Source organism: Rhodococcoides kroppenstedtii, from assembly GCF_900111805.1.
Taxonomy (GTDB): Bacteria; Actinomycetota; Actinomycetes; order Mycobacteriales; family Mycobacteriaceae; genus Rhodococcoides; species Rhodococcoides kroppenstedtii.
This window is the reverse complement of record NZ_FOJN01000002.1, coordinates 423,540-441,871: the sequence shown is the minus strand read 5'-3', so window position 1 is coordinate 441,871 and position 18,332 is coordinate 423,540. Positions and strand designations below refer to the sequence as shown.

General features: G+C 68.5%; 20 protein-coding genes. 4 read left to right on the top strand and 16 right to left on the bottom strand.

Annotated elements, in window-relative coordinates; genetic code table 11:
- Together BMZ18_RS04155 and BMZ18_RS04150 are read left to right on the top strand one after the other, a co-directional pair.
- Positions 1-2,464: type I restriction endonuclease subunit R (locus tag BMZ18_RS04155; RefSeq protein ID WP_083400152.1), on the top strand; the 2,464-nt coding region annotated here is incomplete at its 5' end.
- Positions 2,451-3,176 (top strand): M48 family metallopeptidase, encoded by a 726-nt coding sequence (locus tag BMZ18_RS04150; RefSeq protein WP_068365938.1) that lies wholly within the window; start codon positions 2,451-2,453, stop codon positions 3,174-3,176. The genes BMZ18_RS04155 and BMZ18_RS04150, both read left to right, overlap by 14 nt.
- A gap of 767 nt (positions 3,177-3,943) precedes the next feature.
- Here the strand turns inward: BMZ18_RS04150 and BMZ18_RS04145 are convergent.
- The 3 genes from BMZ18_RS04145 to BMZ18_RS04135 are packed head-to-tail and all read right to left on the bottom strand — an operon-like array spanning position 3,944 to position 5,253.
- A complete protein-coding gene (locus BMZ18_RS04145) occupies positions 3,944-4,327 on the bottom strand; it encodes a hypothetical protein (protein WP_068365937.1) in 384 nt (127 codons plus the stop codon).
- A complete protein-coding gene (locus BMZ18_RS04140; RefSeq protein ID WP_244516401.1) occupies positions 4,324-4,770 on the bottom strand; it encodes an ImmA/IrrE family metallo-endopeptidase in 447 nt (148 codons plus the stop codon). The genes BMZ18_RS04145 and BMZ18_RS04140 overlap by 4 nt, the downstream gene beginning before the upstream one ends.
- A gap of 39 nt (positions 4,771-4,809) precedes the next feature.
- A complete protein-coding gene (locus BMZ18_RS04135) occupies positions 4,810-5,253 on the bottom strand; it encodes a helix-turn-helix domain-containing protein (protein WP_068101703.1) in 444 nt (147 codons plus the stop codon).
- Positions 5,254-5,385: 132 nt separating this feature from the next.
- Here BMZ18_RS04135 and BMZ18_RS04130 point away from each other — a divergent pair, with 132 nt between their 5' ends.
- Positions 5,386-5,643 carry a helix-turn-helix domain-containing protein gene (locus BMZ18_RS04130; RefSeq protein ID WP_068365936.1) on the top strand — a complete coding sequence of 86 codons (258 nt, stop codon included), beginning with the start codon at positions 5,386-5,388 and terminating at the stop codon, positions 5,641-5,643.
- Here BMZ18_RS04130 and BMZ18_RS04125 read toward each other — a convergent pair.
- The 9 genes from BMZ18_RS04125 to BMZ18_RS04085 all read right to left on the bottom strand — a co-directional run bounded on the left by BMZ18_RS04125 (position 5,618) and on the right by BMZ18_RS04085 (position 15,065).
- Complete coding sequence (locus BMZ18_RS04125) at positions 5,618-6,487, bottom strand: acyl-CoA thioesterase (RefSeq protein WP_068365948.1); 870 nt, start codon at positions 6,485-6,487, stop codon at positions 5,618-5,620. The two genes, BMZ18_RS04130 and BMZ18_RS04125, sit on opposite strands and share 26 nt — an antisense overlap.
- 45 nt (positions 6,488-6,532) lie before the next feature.
- Complete coding sequence (gene pyk, locus BMZ18_RS04120; RefSeq protein WP_068365935.1) at positions 6,533-7,951, bottom strand: pyruvate kinase; 1,419 nt, start codon at positions 7,949-7,951, stop codon at positions 6,533-6,535.
- Positions 7,952-8,076: 125 nt separating this feature from the next.
- Positions 8,077-8,730, bottom strand: a complete 654-nt coding sequence (locus tag BMZ18_RS04115) for a TM2 domain-containing protein (protein WP_068365934.1) — start codon at positions 8,728-8,730, stop codon at positions 8,077-8,079.
- Positions 8,727-9,785 (bottom strand): prolipoprotein diacylglyceryl transferase, encoded by a 1,059-nt coding sequence (gene lgt / locus BMZ18_RS04110; RefSeq protein ID WP_068365933.1) that lies wholly within the window; start codon positions 9,783-9,785, stop codon positions 8,727-8,729. Before lgt ends, BMZ18_RS04115 begins: the two co-directional genes overlap by 4 nt.
- The gene (gene trpA, locus BMZ18_RS04105; protein ID WP_170851446.1) at positions 9,782-10,567 is read right to left on the bottom strand and encodes a tryptophan synthase subunit alpha; all 786 of its coding nucleotides are present in this window, start codon (positions 10,565-10,567) and stop codon (positions 9,782-9,784) included. The genes lgt and trpA overlap by 4 nt, the downstream gene beginning before the upstream one ends.
- A 44-nt stretch (positions 10,568-10,611) precedes the next feature.
- Positions 10,612-11,880 carry a tryptophan synthase subunit beta gene (trpB, locus tag BMZ18_RS04100; protein ID WP_512700186.1) on the bottom strand — a complete coding sequence of 423 codons (1,269 nt, stop codon included), beginning with the start codon at positions 11,878-11,880 and terminating at the stop codon, positions 10,612-10,614.
- 53 nt (positions 11,881-11,933) lie between these two features.
- Positions 11,934-12,743: an indole-3-glycerol phosphate synthase TrpC gene (gene trpC / locus BMZ18_RS04095; RefSeq protein ID WP_068101721.1), complete on the bottom strand. Its 810-nt coding sequence runs from the start codon at positions 12,741-12,743 to the stop codon at positions 11,934-11,936.
- Between the two features lie 124 nt (positions 12,744-12,867).
- The gene (locus BMZ18_RS04090; protein WP_068365931.1) at positions 12,868-13,524 is read right to left on the bottom strand and encodes a TIGR02234 family membrane protein; all 657 of its coding nucleotides are present in this window, start codon (positions 13,522-13,524) and stop codon (positions 12,868-12,870) included.
- Positions 13,521-15,065, bottom strand: coding sequence for an anthranilate synthase component I (locus BMZ18_RS04085; RefSeq protein WP_068365930.1), 1,545 nt, complete (start codon positions 15,063-15,065; stop codon positions 13,521-13,523). Before BMZ18_RS04085 ends, BMZ18_RS04090 begins: the two co-directional genes overlap by 4 nt.
- A gap of 76 nt (positions 15,066-15,141) precedes the next feature.
- Between BMZ18_RS04085 and BMZ18_RS04080 the strand changes: the two genes are divergently transcribed.
- Positions 15,142-15,615 (top strand): MarR family winged helix-turn-helix transcriptional regulator, encoded by a 474-nt coding sequence (locus BMZ18_RS04080; protein ID WP_068365946.1) that lies wholly within the window; start codon positions 15,142-15,144, stop codon positions 15,613-15,615.
- Between the two features lie 16 nt (positions 15,616-15,631).
- Here the strand turns inward: BMZ18_RS04080 and hisI are convergent, their stop codons facing one another.
- Genes hisI through priA form a run of 4 tightly spaced genes read right to left on the bottom strand, consistent with a single transcriptional unit; the run spans position 15,632 to position 18,328 of the window.
- Positions 15,632-15,988 (bottom strand): phosphoribosyl-AMP cyclohydrolase, encoded by a 357-nt coding sequence (gene hisI / locus BMZ18_RS04075; protein ID WP_068365929.1) that lies wholly within the window; start codon positions 15,986-15,988, stop codon positions 15,632-15,634.
- The gene (gene hisF, locus BMZ18_RS04070; protein ID WP_068101733.1) at positions 15,985-16,758 is read right to left on the bottom strand and encodes an imidazole glycerol phosphate synthase subunit HisF; all 774 of its coding nucleotides are present in this window, start codon (positions 16,756-16,758) and stop codon (positions 15,985-15,987) included. The genes hisI and hisF overlap by 4 nt, the downstream gene beginning before the upstream one ends.
- A complete protein-coding gene (locus tag BMZ18_RS04065; protein WP_068365928.1) occupies positions 16,755-17,585 on the bottom strand; it encodes an inositol monophosphatase family protein in 831 nt (276 codons plus the stop codon). The genes hisF and BMZ18_RS04065 overlap by 4 nt, the downstream gene beginning before the upstream one ends.
- A complete protein-coding gene (gene priA, locus BMZ18_RS04060; RefSeq protein ID WP_068365927.1) occupies positions 17,582-18,328 on the bottom strand; it encodes a bifunctional 1-(5-phosphoribosyl)-5-((5-phosphoribosylamino)methylideneamino)imidazole-4-carboxamide isomerase/phosphoribosylanthranilate isomerase PriA in 747 nt (248 codons plus the stop codon). The genes BMZ18_RS04065 and priA overlap by 4 nt, the downstream gene beginning before the upstream one ends.
- Positions 18,329-18,332 lie beyond the last annotated feature (4 nt).

Genomic DNA, 18,332 nt, shown 5'->3' with positions numbered 1-18,332 from the left:
GGAACTCCTCTGGATGTGCAGCGGGCATGGCTCGGACTCCTCTCCTGCAGCAGCAACGCTACAGATCAGGTGTCCGGAGAACCGGGTCAAGCTCCTCTTCGACTCGGGTGTTAAGAAGGGCCCACGCCACAACCAGTACTTCGGCGTCAAAGCCGCCCAAGACCGCATCGCCAAGCGCGAAGGCGGCATCATCTGGCACACCCAAGGCTCAGGCAAGTCGCTGACAATGGTGTGGCTCGCCAAGTGGATTCGTGAGAACCAACCCGACGCCCGGGTGCTGCTCATCACCGACCGCACCGAACTCGACGACCAGATCGAGAAGGTCTTCAACGGCGTCAACGAGCAGATCTACCGCACCAAGAGCGGTGCCGATCTCATCAGCTCACTCAACGCCAGCGAGCAGTGGCTGATCTGCTCACTCGTCCACAAGTTCCGCGCCGCCGACAGCGACCACGGGGACGATGAGACGACCGCCGAGTTCATCGAAGAGCTGCATGCCACCATCCCGAAGGACTTCGAGGCCAAGGGCAACATCTTCGTCTTCGTCGACGAAGCCCACCGCACCCAGTCCGGCAAGATGCACACCGCCATGAAGGCGCTGCTGCCCGAGGCCATGTTCATCGGCTTCACCGGCACCCCGCTGCTGAAGGCCGACAAAGCCACCAGCATCGAAACCTTCGGCTCGTTCATCCACACCTACAAGTTCGATGAAGCCGTGGCTGACGGCGTGGTCCTGGACCTGCAGTACGAAGCCCGCAGCATAGACCAGGAGCTGACCAGCCCGGCGCAAGTCGACAAGTGGTTCGAGGTCAAAACCAAGGGCATGACCGACCTCAGCAAGGCCGAGCTCAAGAAGCGTTGGGGCACTATGCAGAAAGTCGTCTCCAGCGAGCCGCGCGCCAAACAGATCGTCAACGACATCCTGCTCGACATGGAGACCAAGCCCCGCCTGATGGACGGGCGCGGCAATGCCATTCTAGTCGGCTCGAGCATCTACCAGGCTTGCAAGTTCTACGAGATGTTCGTCGCGGCTGGCTTCAAGGGCAAGTGCGCCATCGTCACCAGCTACACCCCGAATGCCAGCGACATCGCAAAGGAAGACTCCGGCGCGGGCAAGACCGAGAAAATCCGCCAGTACGACATCTACCGCAAGATGCTGGCCGACTACTTCGACGAACCCGAAGACGCCGCCGTGAACAAGGTCGAGGAGTTCGAGCAAGCCGTCAAGCGCCAGTTCATCGAGAACCCCGGCCAGATGCGGCTGCTGATCGTGGTCGACAAGCTTCTCACCGGTTTCGACGCGCCTTCGGCTACGTACCTGTACATCGACAAGAAGATGCGCGATCACGGTCTGTTCCAGGCCATCTGCCGCGTCAACCGCCTCGACGGCGACGACAAGGACTACGGCTACATCGTCGATTACCAAGACCTGTTCAACTCCATCGAAAATGCAGTCGACGACTACACCTCCGGTGCACTGGACGGCTACGAGAAGAAGGATATCGAGGGACTGCTGTCCGACCGCATCGAGAAGGCCCGCGAGAACCTCGATGACGCTCTCGAACTCATCGCTGCCCTTGTCGAACCTGTAGCGCCGCCAAAGAACACGCTGCAGTACCAGCAGTATTTCTGCGCAGCGGAACAGGGCAACGCAGAGCAACTCAAGGCCAACGAGCCGAAGCGCGTCGAGCTGTACAAGGCCGTCGCGGCTGTCACCCGCGCCTACGCCAACGTCGCCAACGACATGGCCGACGCTGGCTACAGCGTGACCGAGGCTGAGGCAATCAAGAAGAAGATCGCGCACTACGTCGACGTACGCGCCGAAGTGAAGCTCGGTGCGGGTGAGAACGTCGACTTCAAGCAGCACGAGGCCGGCATGCGGTTCCTGCTCGACACCTACATCCAGGCCGGCGCCTCCGAAGTAGTCTCCAACTTCGAAGACACGGGTCTGATTGACCTGATCGTCAAGCTCGGTGCCGGGGCAATCGACAAACTGCCTACCGGAATCAGAAAGGACCCCGAAGCAGTCGCCGAGACGATCACCAACAACATGCGCAAGGTGATCATCGACGAGCACGCGCTGAACCCGAAGTACTACGACAAGATGAGCGAACTACTCGACGCCATCATCGAACAGCGCCGCCTGCAAGCTATCGACTACCAGGAATACCTGGCCAAGCTGCTCGACGCCGCGAAGCAGCTTGGCGCCAAGGAGTCGGACACGAAGTATCCCGACTGGGCGGACAACGGCGCACGACGCGCCCTGATCGACTTCGGCTGGCCCAATCCGGCAACGCCGATCCAGGTCGATACTGCGATCCTGACGAGCAAGCCGCACGACTGGGTGGGCAACACGATGAAGGAGAAGGTCGTCAAGCGGGCGATCAGCCGCACGCTTCCCGACGGCTTCGACCGACTCGACGAACTGTTCGAACTGGTGAAGGCGCGCGATGAGTACCGCTAATGCCAACCTCACCATTCGAGGCATCGACATCGACGTCATCTACAAGGACATCAAGAATCTCCACATCGGCGTCTATCCGCCGCTAGGTCGCGTGCGCGTGGCCGCACCCAACCGACTCGACAACGATCAGGTGCGCCTGGCCGTGATCCAACGTCTGCCGTGGATCAAGCGGCAGCGCGACAAGCTGCGTGCGGCCGAGCGCCAGTCCGAGCGCGAGATGGTGACCGGCGAGTCGCACTACGTTTGGGGTGTTCGTCGTCGACTCAAGGTCGTCGAGAGGCCAGGTCGGGCGCACCTCGAGACGGACGGCGACCGGCTGGTGCTCTACGTGCCCTCCGAGACTACTGCTGAGAAGCGGCGCACCCTTCTCGACCAGTGGTACCGCGACCAGCTCCGCCAGGCAGTTCCTGGTCTCGTCAGTAGGTGGGAACAGGTACTCGACGTAACCGTGCCCAAGTGGACGATCCGTCGCATGAAGACCAAGTGGGGCTCCTGTAACCGCGAGACGCGGCACATCTGGTTCAACGTCGAACTCGCCAAGAAACACCCGGACTGCCTGGAATACATCATCGTTCACGAGATGGTGCACTACTTCGAGCGCAACCACGGCGAGCGATTCACGAGCCTGATGGATCGACATTTACCGGATTGGCGTAGCCGACGAGATCAGCTCAATGCGGCACCGCTCGGACCTGAGGAATGGACAACGTAGTTGCGGCTGACACCCAGGCCCGGGACGTCAACCAATACAGGGGTTCGCGCTGGCCCTGGACCTCGCTGCTGACGGAGTGCCCGTCACAGCAACCTGCTGGGTTTTCGGACAACTGCCCAGGCCTCATACATCGGGAGCAGGACCCCGTCACGCAACACGATGAGACGACGCACGCCTCATCAACGCTGCCCGCGTCACCCCTGCTGATGTTCAAGCTTCAGCCAGCGCCTCGTCGCGAATGCAGAATCGAGGTCTCAGCACGAGCAGCCCTGCCGGCGCACGACAACGTCGTCAAAGCCCACCTCACCGCACAGCGGCCCAACGAGGTCGGGCTGACCGGCATCACCGAGCCTTCAGAGTGGCCACCCTCGGTAGTGCGATGCTTGCGCACGCCACTGGTCCAGTACAAGGCTTATCACGGTGAACGGGTCCGAGCCGGGCGGGTACGAAACGTCGATAGCGCGAGACCGACCGCCTTGACTGCCTGGAAACTGGTCCAGTCCACTGGCGAGTGCGACCTCTCCGTGAAAGGACCCACCGCCTCCTCTGCCCTCTAGTACCCCTACCTCGACACCGTCGAGGCGGATTCGGAGGTGGATGTCTGGATTCACGTACACATGGTCGCCCAGCCAAGGCGGTACGTGGAGCGTATCGGCGGATTTTGTGGTTCTCGTGCCAACCAGGCGTGAAGAATCGCCAACGTGGGTGTCCGCATCCGTCCCGCCACGGCCTAATTCAAGTCTGATCGTGGGCACCACAATCCATCGTCATCGCAGCGTCCGCACGTCCAGTGAGAACGTGAATCCCGGGTCGCCGTCACGCATCGCGATCCGAATCACGTGCCGCCCTGTTGTCCGGCAGCGCAACGCAATCGGGAACGCCACGGCCTGCTGCTCGCCGTCGAGAGTCCCGGAGACCGGCAGCACGGCAGTGTGCACCGGCTCGTCGCTCACGGTGTCCGACACCGACACGCGCATCTGTCCCGGCACCCCGACGTCGTCGGGCCCGCGCTGCAGGAGCACCACCAGATACGCCTTCAGGCTGTGCGTCAGATCCGGCAACACGCACCAGTCCCAGACCGCGCCGAGGACGTCGAGCTTGTCGTCCGCCCGGCGGGCGTAGTCGGCCAGGAAGGCCCCGGTCACGATCATGGTGCGTCACTTTCGTTCTCGGCGTTCGCCTCGATCGCCGCCTCGACGACCCGCCGTTCGAGCTCCGTCAGGGCGGTCAATCGTGCTCGCACGGCGGTCACGTCCACCCAGAGGTGCTCGGCGAGTTCCGCCAGGGATTCGGTGCCGCACCACCGGACGGCGTCGACCAGCGCGTCGAGCGACACCAACCGCCGCGCCGCGATCTGCTCGACCACGCGTTCCTCACGGCGCCGACCGCGAGCATCACCGACGGGACGTCCTCGCTCCAGATGAACCAGCTCGTGCGCGAGCGTGGCGCGGCGGCCGGCCTGCCCCAGCCCACGATGGAGCCAGATTCGCCGGCCGACCAGCGCGCCGTCCAACCCCGCCGCCAGCGCATGTCTGGTCACGACCTGCACTGTCGGGTCGTCGGCGATCTCGCGCCACGGGTCGTAGGGCTGCACGACGCGAGTGTGCCGGGACGGTCCGACAGCGTGATCCCGTCAGCTCCCCGCGCGACGTGCGGCGTGCAGTTCGCTCACGGGCGGCGGCGCATCGTCGTCCCGGAGCGCATCGTCGTCCCGGAGCGCATCGTCCCGCGGGGCCTCGTGACCGCTCGCCGCGGCGCGCGCGAGACGACGGCCGATGGCCGTGAGCAGTTCGTCGTCGCTCAGCGCGGACGCGCTGGCCGCCAACTCGATCGTCGCGTCGACCTCACCGGCCTCGAGATACCCGGCCACGACGAGCGCTTCGACCGGATTGCGACCGAAGTGCCGCGCCACCGCGATCACGCGGTCCGCGCTCGGCGTGTTCTTTCCCAGTTTCCAGCGCGAGACCGATGCCGGATCCACCCCTGCGGCCCGCGCGATCTCCACCTGTGATGCCTTGTCGGTGACGCGGTTCAGGTACTCCCACCACGTCTCCCCACCCCCGGACGTCTCCACCATGGCGCGAACACTACTGACACGGACGCAACTCCTCTCGGAGTGTCGCGGATTGCCCGGCTGCCATTGCGTGTGTACCTTCCCTGTCGTGTCCGCAACACCTGCGGCACGATCGATGACTCGGGGGGATTGTCGATGGCTGTCGTCAAGCTGGACAGAGCAGGTCTGGAACGTCTGCGTCGCTACGCGGACATCACCACGGACGGCGAACTCGCCGCCCGTATCGGGGTCGATCCCGCCACCGTGTCGCGCATTCTCAGCGGTAAGTGCGCGCCCGGCACCAAGTTCATCGCCGGCGTCCTGACCGAGTTCGGGTCGGACGCGTTCGGCGAGGTCTTCGTGGTCGTCGATTCGGGGGACGAGCGGGTCAGCGCGACGGGAGGTGGCGGATGAGCCCTTCCTGAACCACCGTCGCGACCAGATCGCCGTTGCGCGAGAAGAACCGACCGGTGGCGAGGCCACGGGATCCCGCCGCGACGGGGGATTCCGTGGCGTACAGCAGCCAGTCGTCGAAGCGGAACGGGCGGTGGAACCAGATGGAATGGTTGACCGTCGCGGCGACGATGCGGTCGAAACCCCACGACAACCCGTGCGTGGTGATGATGGAGTCCAGCACGGTGGTGTCGGACGCGTACCCGAGCGTCGCGACGTGCAGCGTCGGGTCCTCCGGGAGCGGCCCGTCGGCCTTCATCCAGACTCGGTTGTGGTTCAGGCGTTCGCCCGTGCCCTTCATGATCCAGGCCGGATCGTTGGCATACCGCATGTCGATGGGCTTGAGCGCCTCGACGAACATCTGCAGCCGGTCCTCGTACCCGTCGAAATGATTGCCCAGCGGCGGCAACTCCTCCGGGTAGGCGACCTCCGGAACGCTCACGCTGTGCTCGAGGCCGCCGCGCGAATCCTGGAACGCGGCCAGCATGACGAACAACTCCTCGTCCCCCTGCAGGGCCGTCACCTGCCGGTTGGCGAACGCGCGACCGTCCCGGTGGCGATCCACGCGATACTCGATGTCGCGCTTGACATCTCCGCCGCGGATGAAGTGCGCGTTGATCGCATGGACGGGCCGCCGGCCGTCGACGGTGCGACCGGCGGCGACCAACGCCTGCCCGATCAGCTGACCGCCGAACGTCCGACTGCCCACCTCCGCAGGATGGCGGCCGACGAACGTGTCCTCGCCGGTCTGCCTCAGGTCCAGAATGTCGAGCAGAACGCTCAGATCACGCGAACGTTCCTGCACGGCAGTGCGGTCCCCACCGCCTGCCGGCTCCCCCCGGTCGACCACTCAGCGGTCCTCTTCTCCGATTCGATGCACGTGGATCAAGTTGGTGGAGCCTACCGTGCCGGGGGGCGCCCCGGCGACGATGACCACCTGGTCACCGCGGTTGTACCGATCGAGTTGGAGCAGGGCCTTGTCGACCTCGACGACCATCCCGTCGGTGGTCTCGACGAACGGCACCAGGAAGGTCTCGGTGCCCCACGTCAGAGCCAACTGACTCCGCACCTCCGGGATCGAGGTGAACGCCAGCAGCGGCAGTCGCGAGTGCAGGCGCGCCATGCGGCGGACCGTGTCGCCGGACTGCGTGAACGCCACCAGCGCCCGGGCGTCGAGGCGCTCGCCGATGTCGCGCGCCGCGTAGGAGATGACACCGCGCTTGGTGCGCGGAATGTGGGACAACTGCGGAACCGCGTCGCCCTCCATCTCGACGGTCTCGACGATGCGCGCCATGGTCCGCACCGTCTCCATGACGAACTTGCCCACCGACGTCTCGCCGGACAGCATCACGGCGTCGGTGCCGTCGAGCACGGCGTTGGCGACGTCCGAGGCCTCGGCACGCGTGGGCCGGGAATTCTCGATCATCGACTCGAGCATCTGGGTGGCGACGATGACCGGCTTCGCGTTGGCGCGCGCGATCTGGATGGCGCGCTTCTGCACCAGCGGCACCTGCTCGAGCGGCAACTCCACGCCGAGGTCACCGCGGGCGACCATGACGGCGTCGAAGGCGAGCACGATGGCCTCGAGGTTGTCGACGGCCTCCGGCTTCTCGAGCTTCGCGATCACCGGCACCCGGCGACCGACGCGATCCATGACCTCGTGGACCAACTCGATGTCCGCGGGCGACCGCACGAAGGACAGCGCGATGAAGTCGACACCGAGCTCGAGGGCGAACTCGAGGTCGGCGATGTCCTTCTCCGACAGCGCCGGCACCGACACGTTCATGCCGGGCAGGGACACGCCCTTGTTGTTGCTGACGGGACCGCCCTCGACCACGCGGCAGACCACGTCGTTGCCTTCGACGCCGGTCACGACGAGCCCGACCTTGCCGTCGTCGACCAGCAGGCGGTCACCGGGCTGCGCGTCCTGCGCCAATTCCTTGTAGGTGGTCGACACGCGATCGTGCGAACCCTCGCACTCCTCGACCGTGATGCGCACCTGCTCGCCGTTGGCCCACGTGGTGCGCCCCTCGGCGAATCGTCCCAGGCGGATCTTGGGACCCTGCAGGTCGGCGAGAATGCCGACGGCCTTGCCGGTGGCGTTGGACGCCGCGCGCACGCGCTGGTAGTTCGCCTCGTGGTCGGCGTGCTCACCGTGGCTGAAGTTCAGACGAGCCACGTCCATTCCGCTCTCGACGAGATCCTTGATCTTCTCGTCGCTCGCGGTGGCTGGTCCCAGGGTGCATACGATCTTCGTCCGTCGGCTCACACGCCTCAGCCTAGCCGTACCGGGACCCGGTTCTCCATCGCCGCACGGCGGATATGTCTTGACAAAGAGGCTACCGACCAGTAGTTCATCCGCCCGCCGTGTGCGGTTGGGGCAATCGCCGGCGATCAGGGCCGCAACAGCCGCCCGGCGCCGTCACGCGGCGTCCCCGCCAGGACGACGATGCCGTCGACCAAGCACCACAACCACCCGATGACGAGCAGCGGAAGACCGAACACGATGCCGATGATCGTCAGGCACAGCAGAACGCCGACCACGAACACCGACAGCTGCGCGATCGCGACGGCGTTGGTCCCCATGTAGAACCGTCCGATACCGAGCGGCAGCGCGAACACCAGGGGCACGAGCTGCAGCAGGCCCGCCACCACCTTCGACTTCTCGCCGTACGGCTCACCGGTCTGCTGGTGACGGCCGTACGGGGCCGACGGGTCGACCCACCCGCCGAACGGTGGCGGAGCGTAGGGGTTCGAGGCGTACTGGTTCGAGGCGTACGGGTTGGGCTGTCCGTACTGCTGGGTCCCGTACTGCGGAAACCCCTGCTGACGGGATTCCTGCTGAGGAGATTCCTGCTGGGAGACGCCGTACTCGGGCAGCGGCGGGTAGGACGGGTACGTCCCCGAATCGCCGCTCGTGTCGCCCCACGATCCCGACCCCGCCGGGGCTTCGGACGCGGAGCCGTCGGCCCCCTTCTGCAGGTTCGGACGGTAGTGCTGGGTGTCCTGTGTCTCGTCCGGCCGATAGCGGTCGTAGGGCTCGCTCACGACGGCTCCTGTGTGCTCGATTCCTGCTGACCGGACTTGTGCGGGCTCGCCTTCTGCTCGCCCGACGACTCGGGCGCCGCTCCGGCGGTCACGGTGTCGTCGGACCCGGTCCGGTCCCCGTCCGTGTCCTTGTCCTCGGGCTCGACCGGGGTGCGGTCCGTCGTCGCCAGCGTCGCCGGGTCCTCGCGCCCCTTGCGCGCGAGCACCACGTACGCGGCGGCGAGCAGGAACACGATGCCCGACGTGAAGGAGTTCACCCGGATGCCGCCGATCAGCGTGGCGTAGTCGGTGCGCATCAACTCGATGACGAACCGGCCCGCGCAGTACCCCGCGACGTAGAGGGCGAACACGCGCCCGTGGCCGAGGCGGAACCGGCGGTCCACGATCACCAGCAGGATCACCACGACGACGTTCCACAGCAGCTCGTAGAGGAACGTCGGGTGGACGACCCGCTCGACCAGACCGGTCGAGACCCCGGCGAGGGAATCCACGCGACCGTTCGCGTCGACCCGCTGGTAGATCTCGAGGCCCCACGGCAGGGTGGTCTCCCGGCCGTAGAGCTCCTGGTTGAAGTAGTTGCCGATGCGGCCGATGGCCTGGGCCAGCAGGATCGGCGGTGCGACGGCGTCACCGAAGGCGGGCAGCGGGATGCCGCGACGACGGCAGGCGATCCACGCACCGACGCCGCCCAGCAACACCGCACCCCAGATACCGAGGCCGCCCTGCCAGATCTTGAGGGCGTCGACCGGGTTGCCACCCTCGCCGAAGTACGTCGGCGCGTCGGTGATCACGTGGTAGAGCCGGCCGCCGATCAGGCCGAAGGGCACCGCCCAGACGGCGACGTCGAGCACCGTGCCCTTGTCGCCCCCGCGGGCGACCCACCGGCGATCGCCCCACACGATGGCGACGACGATGCCGATGATGATGAACAGGGCGTAGGCGCGCAGCGCCAACGGCCCGACGTACCAGACGCCCTGGGGCGGACTGGGAATGTACGCGAGCAGCGAGGTGGTCCCGAGTGGAGCGCCCGCGACGGGGAACGACGCCGCGGTCATCGACCGGACTCCGCTGCCAAGCGCACGCCGCGGGCGAGTTCCTCGGTCAGCGACGCCACGGCTCCCGACCCCTCGTCCACGGCCGAGACCAGAGCGGATCCCACGATCACGGCGTCCGCGTAGGCGGCGATCTCCGCGGCCTGCTCACCGGACCGCACGCCGAGACCGATGCCGATCGGGATGTCGGAGTGCACGCGAATGCGAGCGGCGAGCTCCGGCGCAGCCGACGAGACGGCGTCGCGGGCACCGGTCACACCCATGGTCGACGCGGCGTACACGAAGCCGGACGACGACTGCACGGTCCGCGAGAGGCGCTCCTCGGTGGACGACGGCGCGACGAGGAAAATGCGGTCTAGGTGATGGTCGTCGGACGCCTGCAGCCAGTCCCCCGCCTCGTCGGGAATGAGATCGGGCGTGATCATGCCGAGGCCACCGGCCGACGCGAGATCGGCGGCGAAGCGGTCGACGCCGTACTTCATGACCGGGTTCCAGTAGGTCATGACGACGGCGGCGCCCCCGGCCTCCGCGACGGCCTCGACGACGGTGAAGACGTCGCGCACGCGCGCACCGTTGGCCAAGGCGGTGCCCGCCGCGGCGGCGATGGTGGGGCCGTCCATCACCGGGTCGGAGTAGGGCACCCCGACCTCGACGATGTCGCACCCGGACTCGACGAGCGCGCGGACCGCGTCCACGGACCCGGCCACCGTCGGGAACCCGGCGGGCAGATAGCCGACCAACGCCGCCCGGCCCTCCCCACGCGTGGCCTCGAAGACGCGATCCAGCCGAGCCGGACCCGCGTGCACCGGAATGGGAGTGGGAGTCTCGCTCACCGGATGTTGCCCTTCTCGTCCAGGATGCCGAAGTAGGTGGCGGCGGTGTCGACGTCCTTGTCGCCACGACCGGACAGGTTGACCAGGATCACCGCACCCTCGCCGAGCTCGCGTCCGAGGACCAGCGCGCCCGCGACCGCGTGCGCGGATTCGATGGCCGGGATGATGCCCTCGGTGCGACTGAGCAGACGGAAGGCGTCCATGGCCTCGGCGTCGGTGACCGGACGGTACTCGGCGCGACCGATGTCGTTGAGGTACGAATGCTCGGGACCGACGCCCGGGTAGTCCAGTCCGGCGGAGATCGAGTGGGACTCGACCGTCTGGCCGTCCTCGTCCTGCAGGAGGTAGGAGAACGCGCCGTGCAGTGCACCGGGCGAACCGGCACCGATCGTCGCGGCGTGTCGGCCGGTCTCGACTCCGTCGCCGGCCGCCTCCAGGCCCACCAGTCGAACACCCGGATCGTCGATGAAGGCGTGGAAGATGCCGATCGCATTGGACCCTCCGCCGACACAGGCGGCGACGGCGTCGGGCAACCGACCGAGGGTGTTCAGCACCTGCGCGCGCGCCTCGAGGCCGATGATGCGCTGGAAATCGCGGACCATCATCGGGAACGGGTGCGGGCCGGCGACGGTGCCGAAGCAGTAGTAGGTGCCGTCGGCGTTGGTGACCCAATCGCGCAGCGCCTCGTTGATCGCGTCCTTCAGAGTGCGGGAGCCGCTGGTGACCGCGACGACGTCCGACCCGAGCAGCTTCATGCGGGCGACGTTGAGGGCCTGCCGCTCGGTGTCGACCTCGCCCATGTAGACGACGCACTCGAGACCGAGCAGTGCGCACGCGGTGGCCGTGGCGACGCCGTGCTGCCCGGCGCCGGTCTCGGCGATGACACGCGTCTTGCCCATGCGCTTGGCCAGCAGGACCTGGCCCAGCACGTTGTTGATCTTGTGCGACCCGGTGTGGTTCAGGTCCTCCCGCTTGAGCAGGATCCGGGCGCCCCCGGCGTGCGCGGCGAGGCCGCGGGCCTCGAAGATCGGGGACGGACGGCCGGTGTAGTCCCGCTGCAGGCGGTCCAGTTCGGCGAGGAAGTCACGGTCCGCGCGAGCCTTCGTGTACTCGGTGGTGACCTCGTCGATCACACCCATCAGAGCCTCGGGGACGTACCGGCCGCCGTACTTGCCGAAGTGGCCGCCGAGGTCCGGATCGTGAGTCGTGCGATCGGTCAACCCGTCGCTGGACACGGGGAGCGGGTTCCGCCCGGGCGCAGAGATAATCACTCCACGAGTCTGCCCGATGGCGCGCCCACCCGACGAGTCGGGTGAGGTCAGCGGCGAGGCTTGGGGCAGGACGGATGCGTCCCCGCGGCCACCAGGTCACGCACCGCGGTCCGGGGATCCCCGCTGGTGACCAGGCCCTCGCCGACGAGCACGGCGTCGGCACCCGCGCCCGCGTACGCCAGGAGGTCCGCGGTCCCCTTCACCCCGGACTCGGCGACGCGGACGATGTTGGACGGCAGCCCCGGCGCGATGCGCGCGAACGTGTCCTGATCGACCTCGAGCGTCTTGAGATTGCGGGCGTTGACTCCGATGACGGTGGCGCCGGCCTCGAGTGCCCGGTCCGCCTCCTCCTCCGTGTGCACCTCGACGAGCGGCGTCATCCCGAGCGACTCGGTGCGATCGAGCAGCGAGACCAACGCGTCCTGTTCGAGCGCCGCGACGATCAGCAGAATCATGTCCGCGCCGTGCGCCCGCGCCTCGTGGATCTGGTACGGGCCGACGATGAAGTCCTTGCGCAGCACGGGGATGTCCACGGCGCGACGGACCGCGTCGAGATCGGCGAGCGAGCCACGGAACCGCCGTTCCTCGGTAAGCACGCTGATGACCCGAGCGCCGCCCTCCTCGTACGCCCCGGCGAGCACCGCCGGGTCCGGAATGTCGGCGAGCGCACCCTTGGACGGGCTGGCGCGCTTGACCTCGGCGATGACGGCGATGCCGTCCTCGGCCAGGGCGGCGGCGGCGTCCAACGGCGGCCGCGCGGCGGCGGCAGCCTTCTTCACGCTGGCGAAATCGACGACTGCCTCACGGGCCGCCGCGTCGGCGCGAACGCCGTCGAGGATCGAGTCGAGAACGGTCATCGTGTCCCCCGCGTCCTTTCGCCAGGTGCGTGGATGTGAGGTGTGGCTCATCCACGCACAGAGCCTAGAGGCCCCCGGAACGGCCACGGCCACTGGGTGTCCGGGTGGTCCGGATCGTCTCTCGTCAGGTGTGGTCGGGCCCGGTCGCGTCCGGCGCGGTCGGGTCCCGACCGGCGTCGAGCGCGTCCCAGAGCGCGCGCTCGGAGACGTCTCCCGTGTCCCCCGGGCTCCCGGAGCGCTCCCCTGCCGCGGTCGCGTTGCCGGCCCGTTCCCGGCGCACCGCCGGCGCGTCGTACCGCGAGGACAGTCCGCGCGTCGATCCGGCCGCCCGCGCGATCGTCACCGCACCGACGAGCGCCAGCACCGAGCCCAGCGCGGCCAGCGCGGCGGGCCACCGGGACGCGTCCGCCGAGAGCACCTCGGCACGGTCCGGCAGTTCCGCGAGCGCCGCCGCTCGGCCGAGGTCGACCGTCGTCACGAGCAGGGTCACCGCCGGAACGGCGGCCGCGACGGCGACGAGCACCACCACGGCGGCCACCACCAGCGTCCACCGTCCCCGTACCGCGAAGGTCGCGGCGATCGCGGCGATCAGCACCAGCGCCAACGGCGTCGTCGCGGCGGCCCAGGTCGCGCCCAGCAGCGAGTCCACGCGGGGTTCGCCCAGGCCGTCCGAGCTGACCACTCGCACCCACGTGGCGCGCGAGGACGCCCACAACGCGGCCGCACCGAGCGCGAGCAGCAGGACCGCCACCGCGAGCGGCCGGCGTGCCGACGTGCTCATCGGTCGTCCCCGTATCGACGCACCGTCTCCGCGGCCGCGACGGCGCCCAGGACGGCCATGGCCTTGTTGCGTGCCTCGGTGTCCTCGTACTCCGCCACCGAATCGGCCACCACGCCGGCGCCCGCCTGGACGAACGCCGTGCCGTCCTTCATCAGCGCCGAACGGATGCAGATCGCCGTGTCGGCGTCGCCGGCGAAATCGAGGTAACCGACGATGCCGCCGTAGACACCGCGACGGGTCGGCTCGAGCTCGTCGATCAGCTCCATCGCGCGCACCTTCGGTGCACCGGACAGCGTGCCGGCCGGGAAGCACGCGCGGACGGCGTCGAGCGCATGACGCCCGTCGTCCAACCGGCCGGTGACCGTGGAGACCAGGTGCATGACGTGGCTGTACCGCTCGACGTGCCGGTAGTCGGTGACCTTCACGGTGCCGGGCTCGCAGACGCGGCCGAGATCGTTGCGGCCGAGATCGACCAGCATGAGGTGCTCGGAGTTCTCCTTCTCGTCCGCGAGGAGATCCTTCTCGAGCAGGAGGTCGTCCTCCTCGCTCGCCCCGCGCCACCGGGTTCCCGCGATCGGGTGCGTCGTCGCCACCCCGTCAGCGACGGTGACCAACGATTCCGGGCTGGACCCGACGATGGAGAACGCGGTGGACCCGTCGGGCGCCGGTACGTGCATCAGATACATGTACGGGCTCGGGTTCGACGCGCGCAGCATGCGATAGACGTCGATCGGCGCAGCCTCGGTGTCCATCTCGAAGCGCTGCGAGAGCACAACCTGGAATGCCTCGCCCGCCTCGATCTCCGACACCAGGCGTTCGACGTCGGCGCCGAATCCCTCGGACGTGCGCTGGCGGCGGTAGACGGGAGTGGGGCGGGAGAACCCGGCCACCGTCGACTCCGCGGGAGCCGACAGCGCCGCGGTCATCCGGTCGAGCCGGGCGACGGCGTCGTCGTACGCCTCGTCGACTCGCTCGTCGGTGCCGTTCCAGTTCACCGCGTTCGCGATGAGCGTGATCGCCCCTTCGTGGTGATCCACGGCCGCGAGGTCGGTGGCCAGCAGCATCACCATCTCGGGGATCTGCAGATCGTCCTCGGTGGTCTCGGGGAGCCGTTCGATGTACCGCACGGCGTCGTACCCGAGGTAGCCGACCATGCCCCCGGTCAGCGGCGGTAGATCGGCGAGACGTTCGCTGCGCAGCAGTTCCAGCGTCGCCCCGAGCGCGTCGAGGGGATGCCCACCGGACGGCGCACCCGAGGGCACCTCGCCCATCCAGACCGCCTCGCCGTCGCGCACCGTCAGCGCCGACGGGCTGCCCGCGCCGATGAAGGACCACCGCGACCAGGACCGCCCGTTCTCGGCGGACTCGAGGAGAAACGTCCCCGGTCGGTCCGCCCCGAGCTTGCGGTAGGCCGACAGCGGAGTCTCCGAGTCGGCGAGCACCTTTCGCGTGACGGGGACGACGCGGTGCTCGGCGGCCAAGCGCCGGAAGACCTCGCGCGAGGTGGTGGCGGCATCGACGGGGTCGGTCGTGACGGACATGCGGTCATTGTCCCGGGTGGCGGCGTTCCGGGTGCCACGGCACCCGGGCGTTCGCGCCGGTGCGAGACTGACCGGCATGGCAGAGAAGCGGTGGCTGACCGCCGAACAGCAGACGGCGTGGCGGGTCCTGGTGGCGTTCACCACCCGTTTGCCGGCCGCGCTCGACACCCAGCTGCAACGGGACTCGGGACTGACGCACTTCGACTACTTCGTGCTGTCCACCCTCTCGGAGGCGCCCGATCGCCGACTGCAACTGCGGGTGCTCGCGGACTTCGCCAACGCCTCGCTCTCCCGGTTGTCGCACGTGATGACGAAACTCGAGAAGGCGGGCTGGGCGCGACGGGAGTCGACGCCGGGTGTCCGGGGGTCGCAGGCCGTGCTGACCGACGCCGGCTACGCGAAGGTGGTCGACACGGCGCCGGGGCACGTCGACACCGTGCAGTCCCTGGTCTTCGACGGACTCGACGACGAGCAGGTGCGCACCCTGACCGAGCTCGGCACCACGTTGTTGGACACTCTCGACGCCGGGATCGCGCGCGGCCGTCGCTGAGCGCGACGGCGGGGGTCTATCGGTCGTCGGACAGCAACACGTCCGCGTCGAAGCAGGTGTGGTCGCCGGTGTGGCAGGCCCCGCCCTCCTGATCGACCGTGAGCAGCACGGTGTCGCCGTCGCAGTCGAGTCGCACCTCGTGCACGTACTGCGTGTGGCCCGAGGTCTCGCCCTTCACCCAGTACGCCCCGCGCGAGCGTGACCAGTAGGTGCCCTTGCGGGTGGCCAGGGTCATGGCCAGCGCGGTGTCGTCCATCCACGCCACCATGAGCACGTCGCCGGTGCCGCGCTCCTGAGCGACGGCGCAGACCAAGCCGTCCCCGGTGCGCCTGAGCTTCGCGGCGATCGCCGGGTCCAGAGTGGGGGTACTCATCGAACCGGCACCCCCTCGCCGCGCATCGCGGTCTTGACGTCGCCGACGGTCATCTCCCCGAAGTGGAAGACGCTGGCGGCCAGGACCGCGTCGGCCCCGGCCTGCACGGCGGGCGCGAAGTGTTCCACGGCTCCGGCGCCGCCGCTGGCGATCACCGGCACCGACACTGCCGCGCGCACGGCGCGGATCATCGCCAGGTCGAAACCGGCCTTGGTGCCGTCCGCGTCCATGGAGTTGAGCAGGATCTCGCCGACCCCGAGCTCGGCACCCCGCTGCGCCCACTCGACGGCGTCGATGCCGGTCCCCCGCCGCCCGCCGTGGGTGGTGACCTCCCACCCGGACGGGGTCGGCGCCTCGCCCTCCGGCACCGTCCGCGCGTCGACCGACAGCACGATGCACTGCGAACCGAAGCGAGAACTCAGCTCGCGCAACAACTCCGGGCGTGCGATCGCCGCCGTGTTGACCGACACCTTGTCCGCACCGGCGCGCAGCAGGGCGTCGACGTCCTGCACGCTGCGGACACCGCCGCCGACCGTCAACGGGATGAAGACCTGCTCGGCGGTCCGAGTCACCACGTCGAGCATGGTGGCCCGCCCGCCCGACGACGCCGTGACGTCGAGGAACGTCAACTCGTCGGCACCCTCGGCGTCGTACTTCGCGGCCAACTCCACCGGATCGCCGGCGTCGCGGAGGTCGGCGAAGTTGACGCCCTTGACCACACGACCGGCGTCGACGTCGAGGCACGGAATGACGCGCACGGCGAGGCTCACGGGCGGGATCCTTTCGAACGATGATCGTCGGGGTCGCCGACACCCCGCACGAGGTCGAGCACCTCGTCGTGGACACCGGGGGCGGCGGCGAGGACCGATCGCGAGGCGATGGTCCACTCCTCGCCGGCGAGGTCGGTGACGACACCGCCGGCGGCGCGGACGAGCATCGCGCCGGCGGCGTTGTCCCAGGCGTGGTGACCGAACACCAGGGAGGCTCCGAGTGTTCCCGCGGCGGTGAAGGCGAGGTCGAGACCGGTCGAGCCGTGCATGCGGATGCGCGAGGACACCCGGCTGAGCTCGGTGAGGATCTGCAGCCGGTACGCGCCGGGCAGGCGCCCGCGACTGTCGGCGTTGAAGGCGCCGAATCCCACCATGGAGGACCCCAGAGTGGTCGGCTGCAGCGCGGGCAGCGCCTCGTCGCCGCGGTGGACCGACCCGCCGTCGACCGCCCAGAAACGATGGCCGGACAGCGGCAGCCAGGTCAGGCCCACCACGGGCCGACCGTCGACGAGCAGAGCGAGAAGCGTTCCGGCCGTGGGTAATCCGTAGGAATAGTTGAAGGTGCCGTCGATCGGATCGAGCACCCACACGGCACCGGACTCCAGATCGGGGCCGCCGAACTCCTCACCGTGCACGGGGATCGAGGTGCGATCCTCGAGCTCGGCCGTCAGGCGGCGTTCCAGCTCGAGGTCCACGGCGGTGGCGAAGTCGTCCGGCCCCTTGGCGACGGCACTGGGCGCGCCGACCCCGGCCAGGAAGCGGTCGTGGACACCGTCGAGCAGCAACCGCGCCTCGGCCGCCAACCGGTCGAGGTCCAGCGACGTCACGCGGACGCGCCCCCGGACACCGCGGCGAGCGCGTCGGGCAGCGTGAACTTCCCGGCGTAGAGCGCCTTGCCGACGATCGACCCCTCGACGCCGCGGTCCGTCAGGGTCGCGATGGCGCGCAGGTCGTCGATGGTGGACACTCCGCCGGACGCGATGACGGGCGCGTCGGTGGCGGCGCAGACCTGCTCGAGCAGCTCGAGATTGGGGCCGGTGAGCGTGCCGTCGCGGGTCACGTCGGTGACGACGTAGCGCGAGCAGCCGTCGCGATCGAGGCGCTCGAGCACCTCCCAAAGATCCCCACCGTCGCTGACCCAGCCGCGTCCGCGCAGCCGGTGTTCCCCGTCGACGATGCGGACGTCGAGCCCGACGGCGACGCGGTCGCCGTACTCGCCGATCGCCCGACGGCACCACTCGGGATCCTCCAGGGCGGCGGTACCGAGGTTGACCCGGGCGCAGCCGGTGGCGAGTGCCGCGCGCAGCGACTCGTCGTCACGAATCCCGCCCGACAGCTCCACCTTCACGTCGAGCTCCCCCACCACCTCGGCGAGCAGCTCCCGGTTCGAGCCTCGCCCGAAGGCGGCGTCGAGGTCGACCAGATGGACCCAGTCCGCACCGTCGTTCTGCCACGCGAGTGCGGCGTCACGGGGTGAGCCGTACGCGGTTTCGCTGCCGGCCTCCCCCTGGACGAGACGAACGGCTTGTCCGTCGGCGACATCGACGGCGGGAAGAAGTACCAGGCTCACGTGC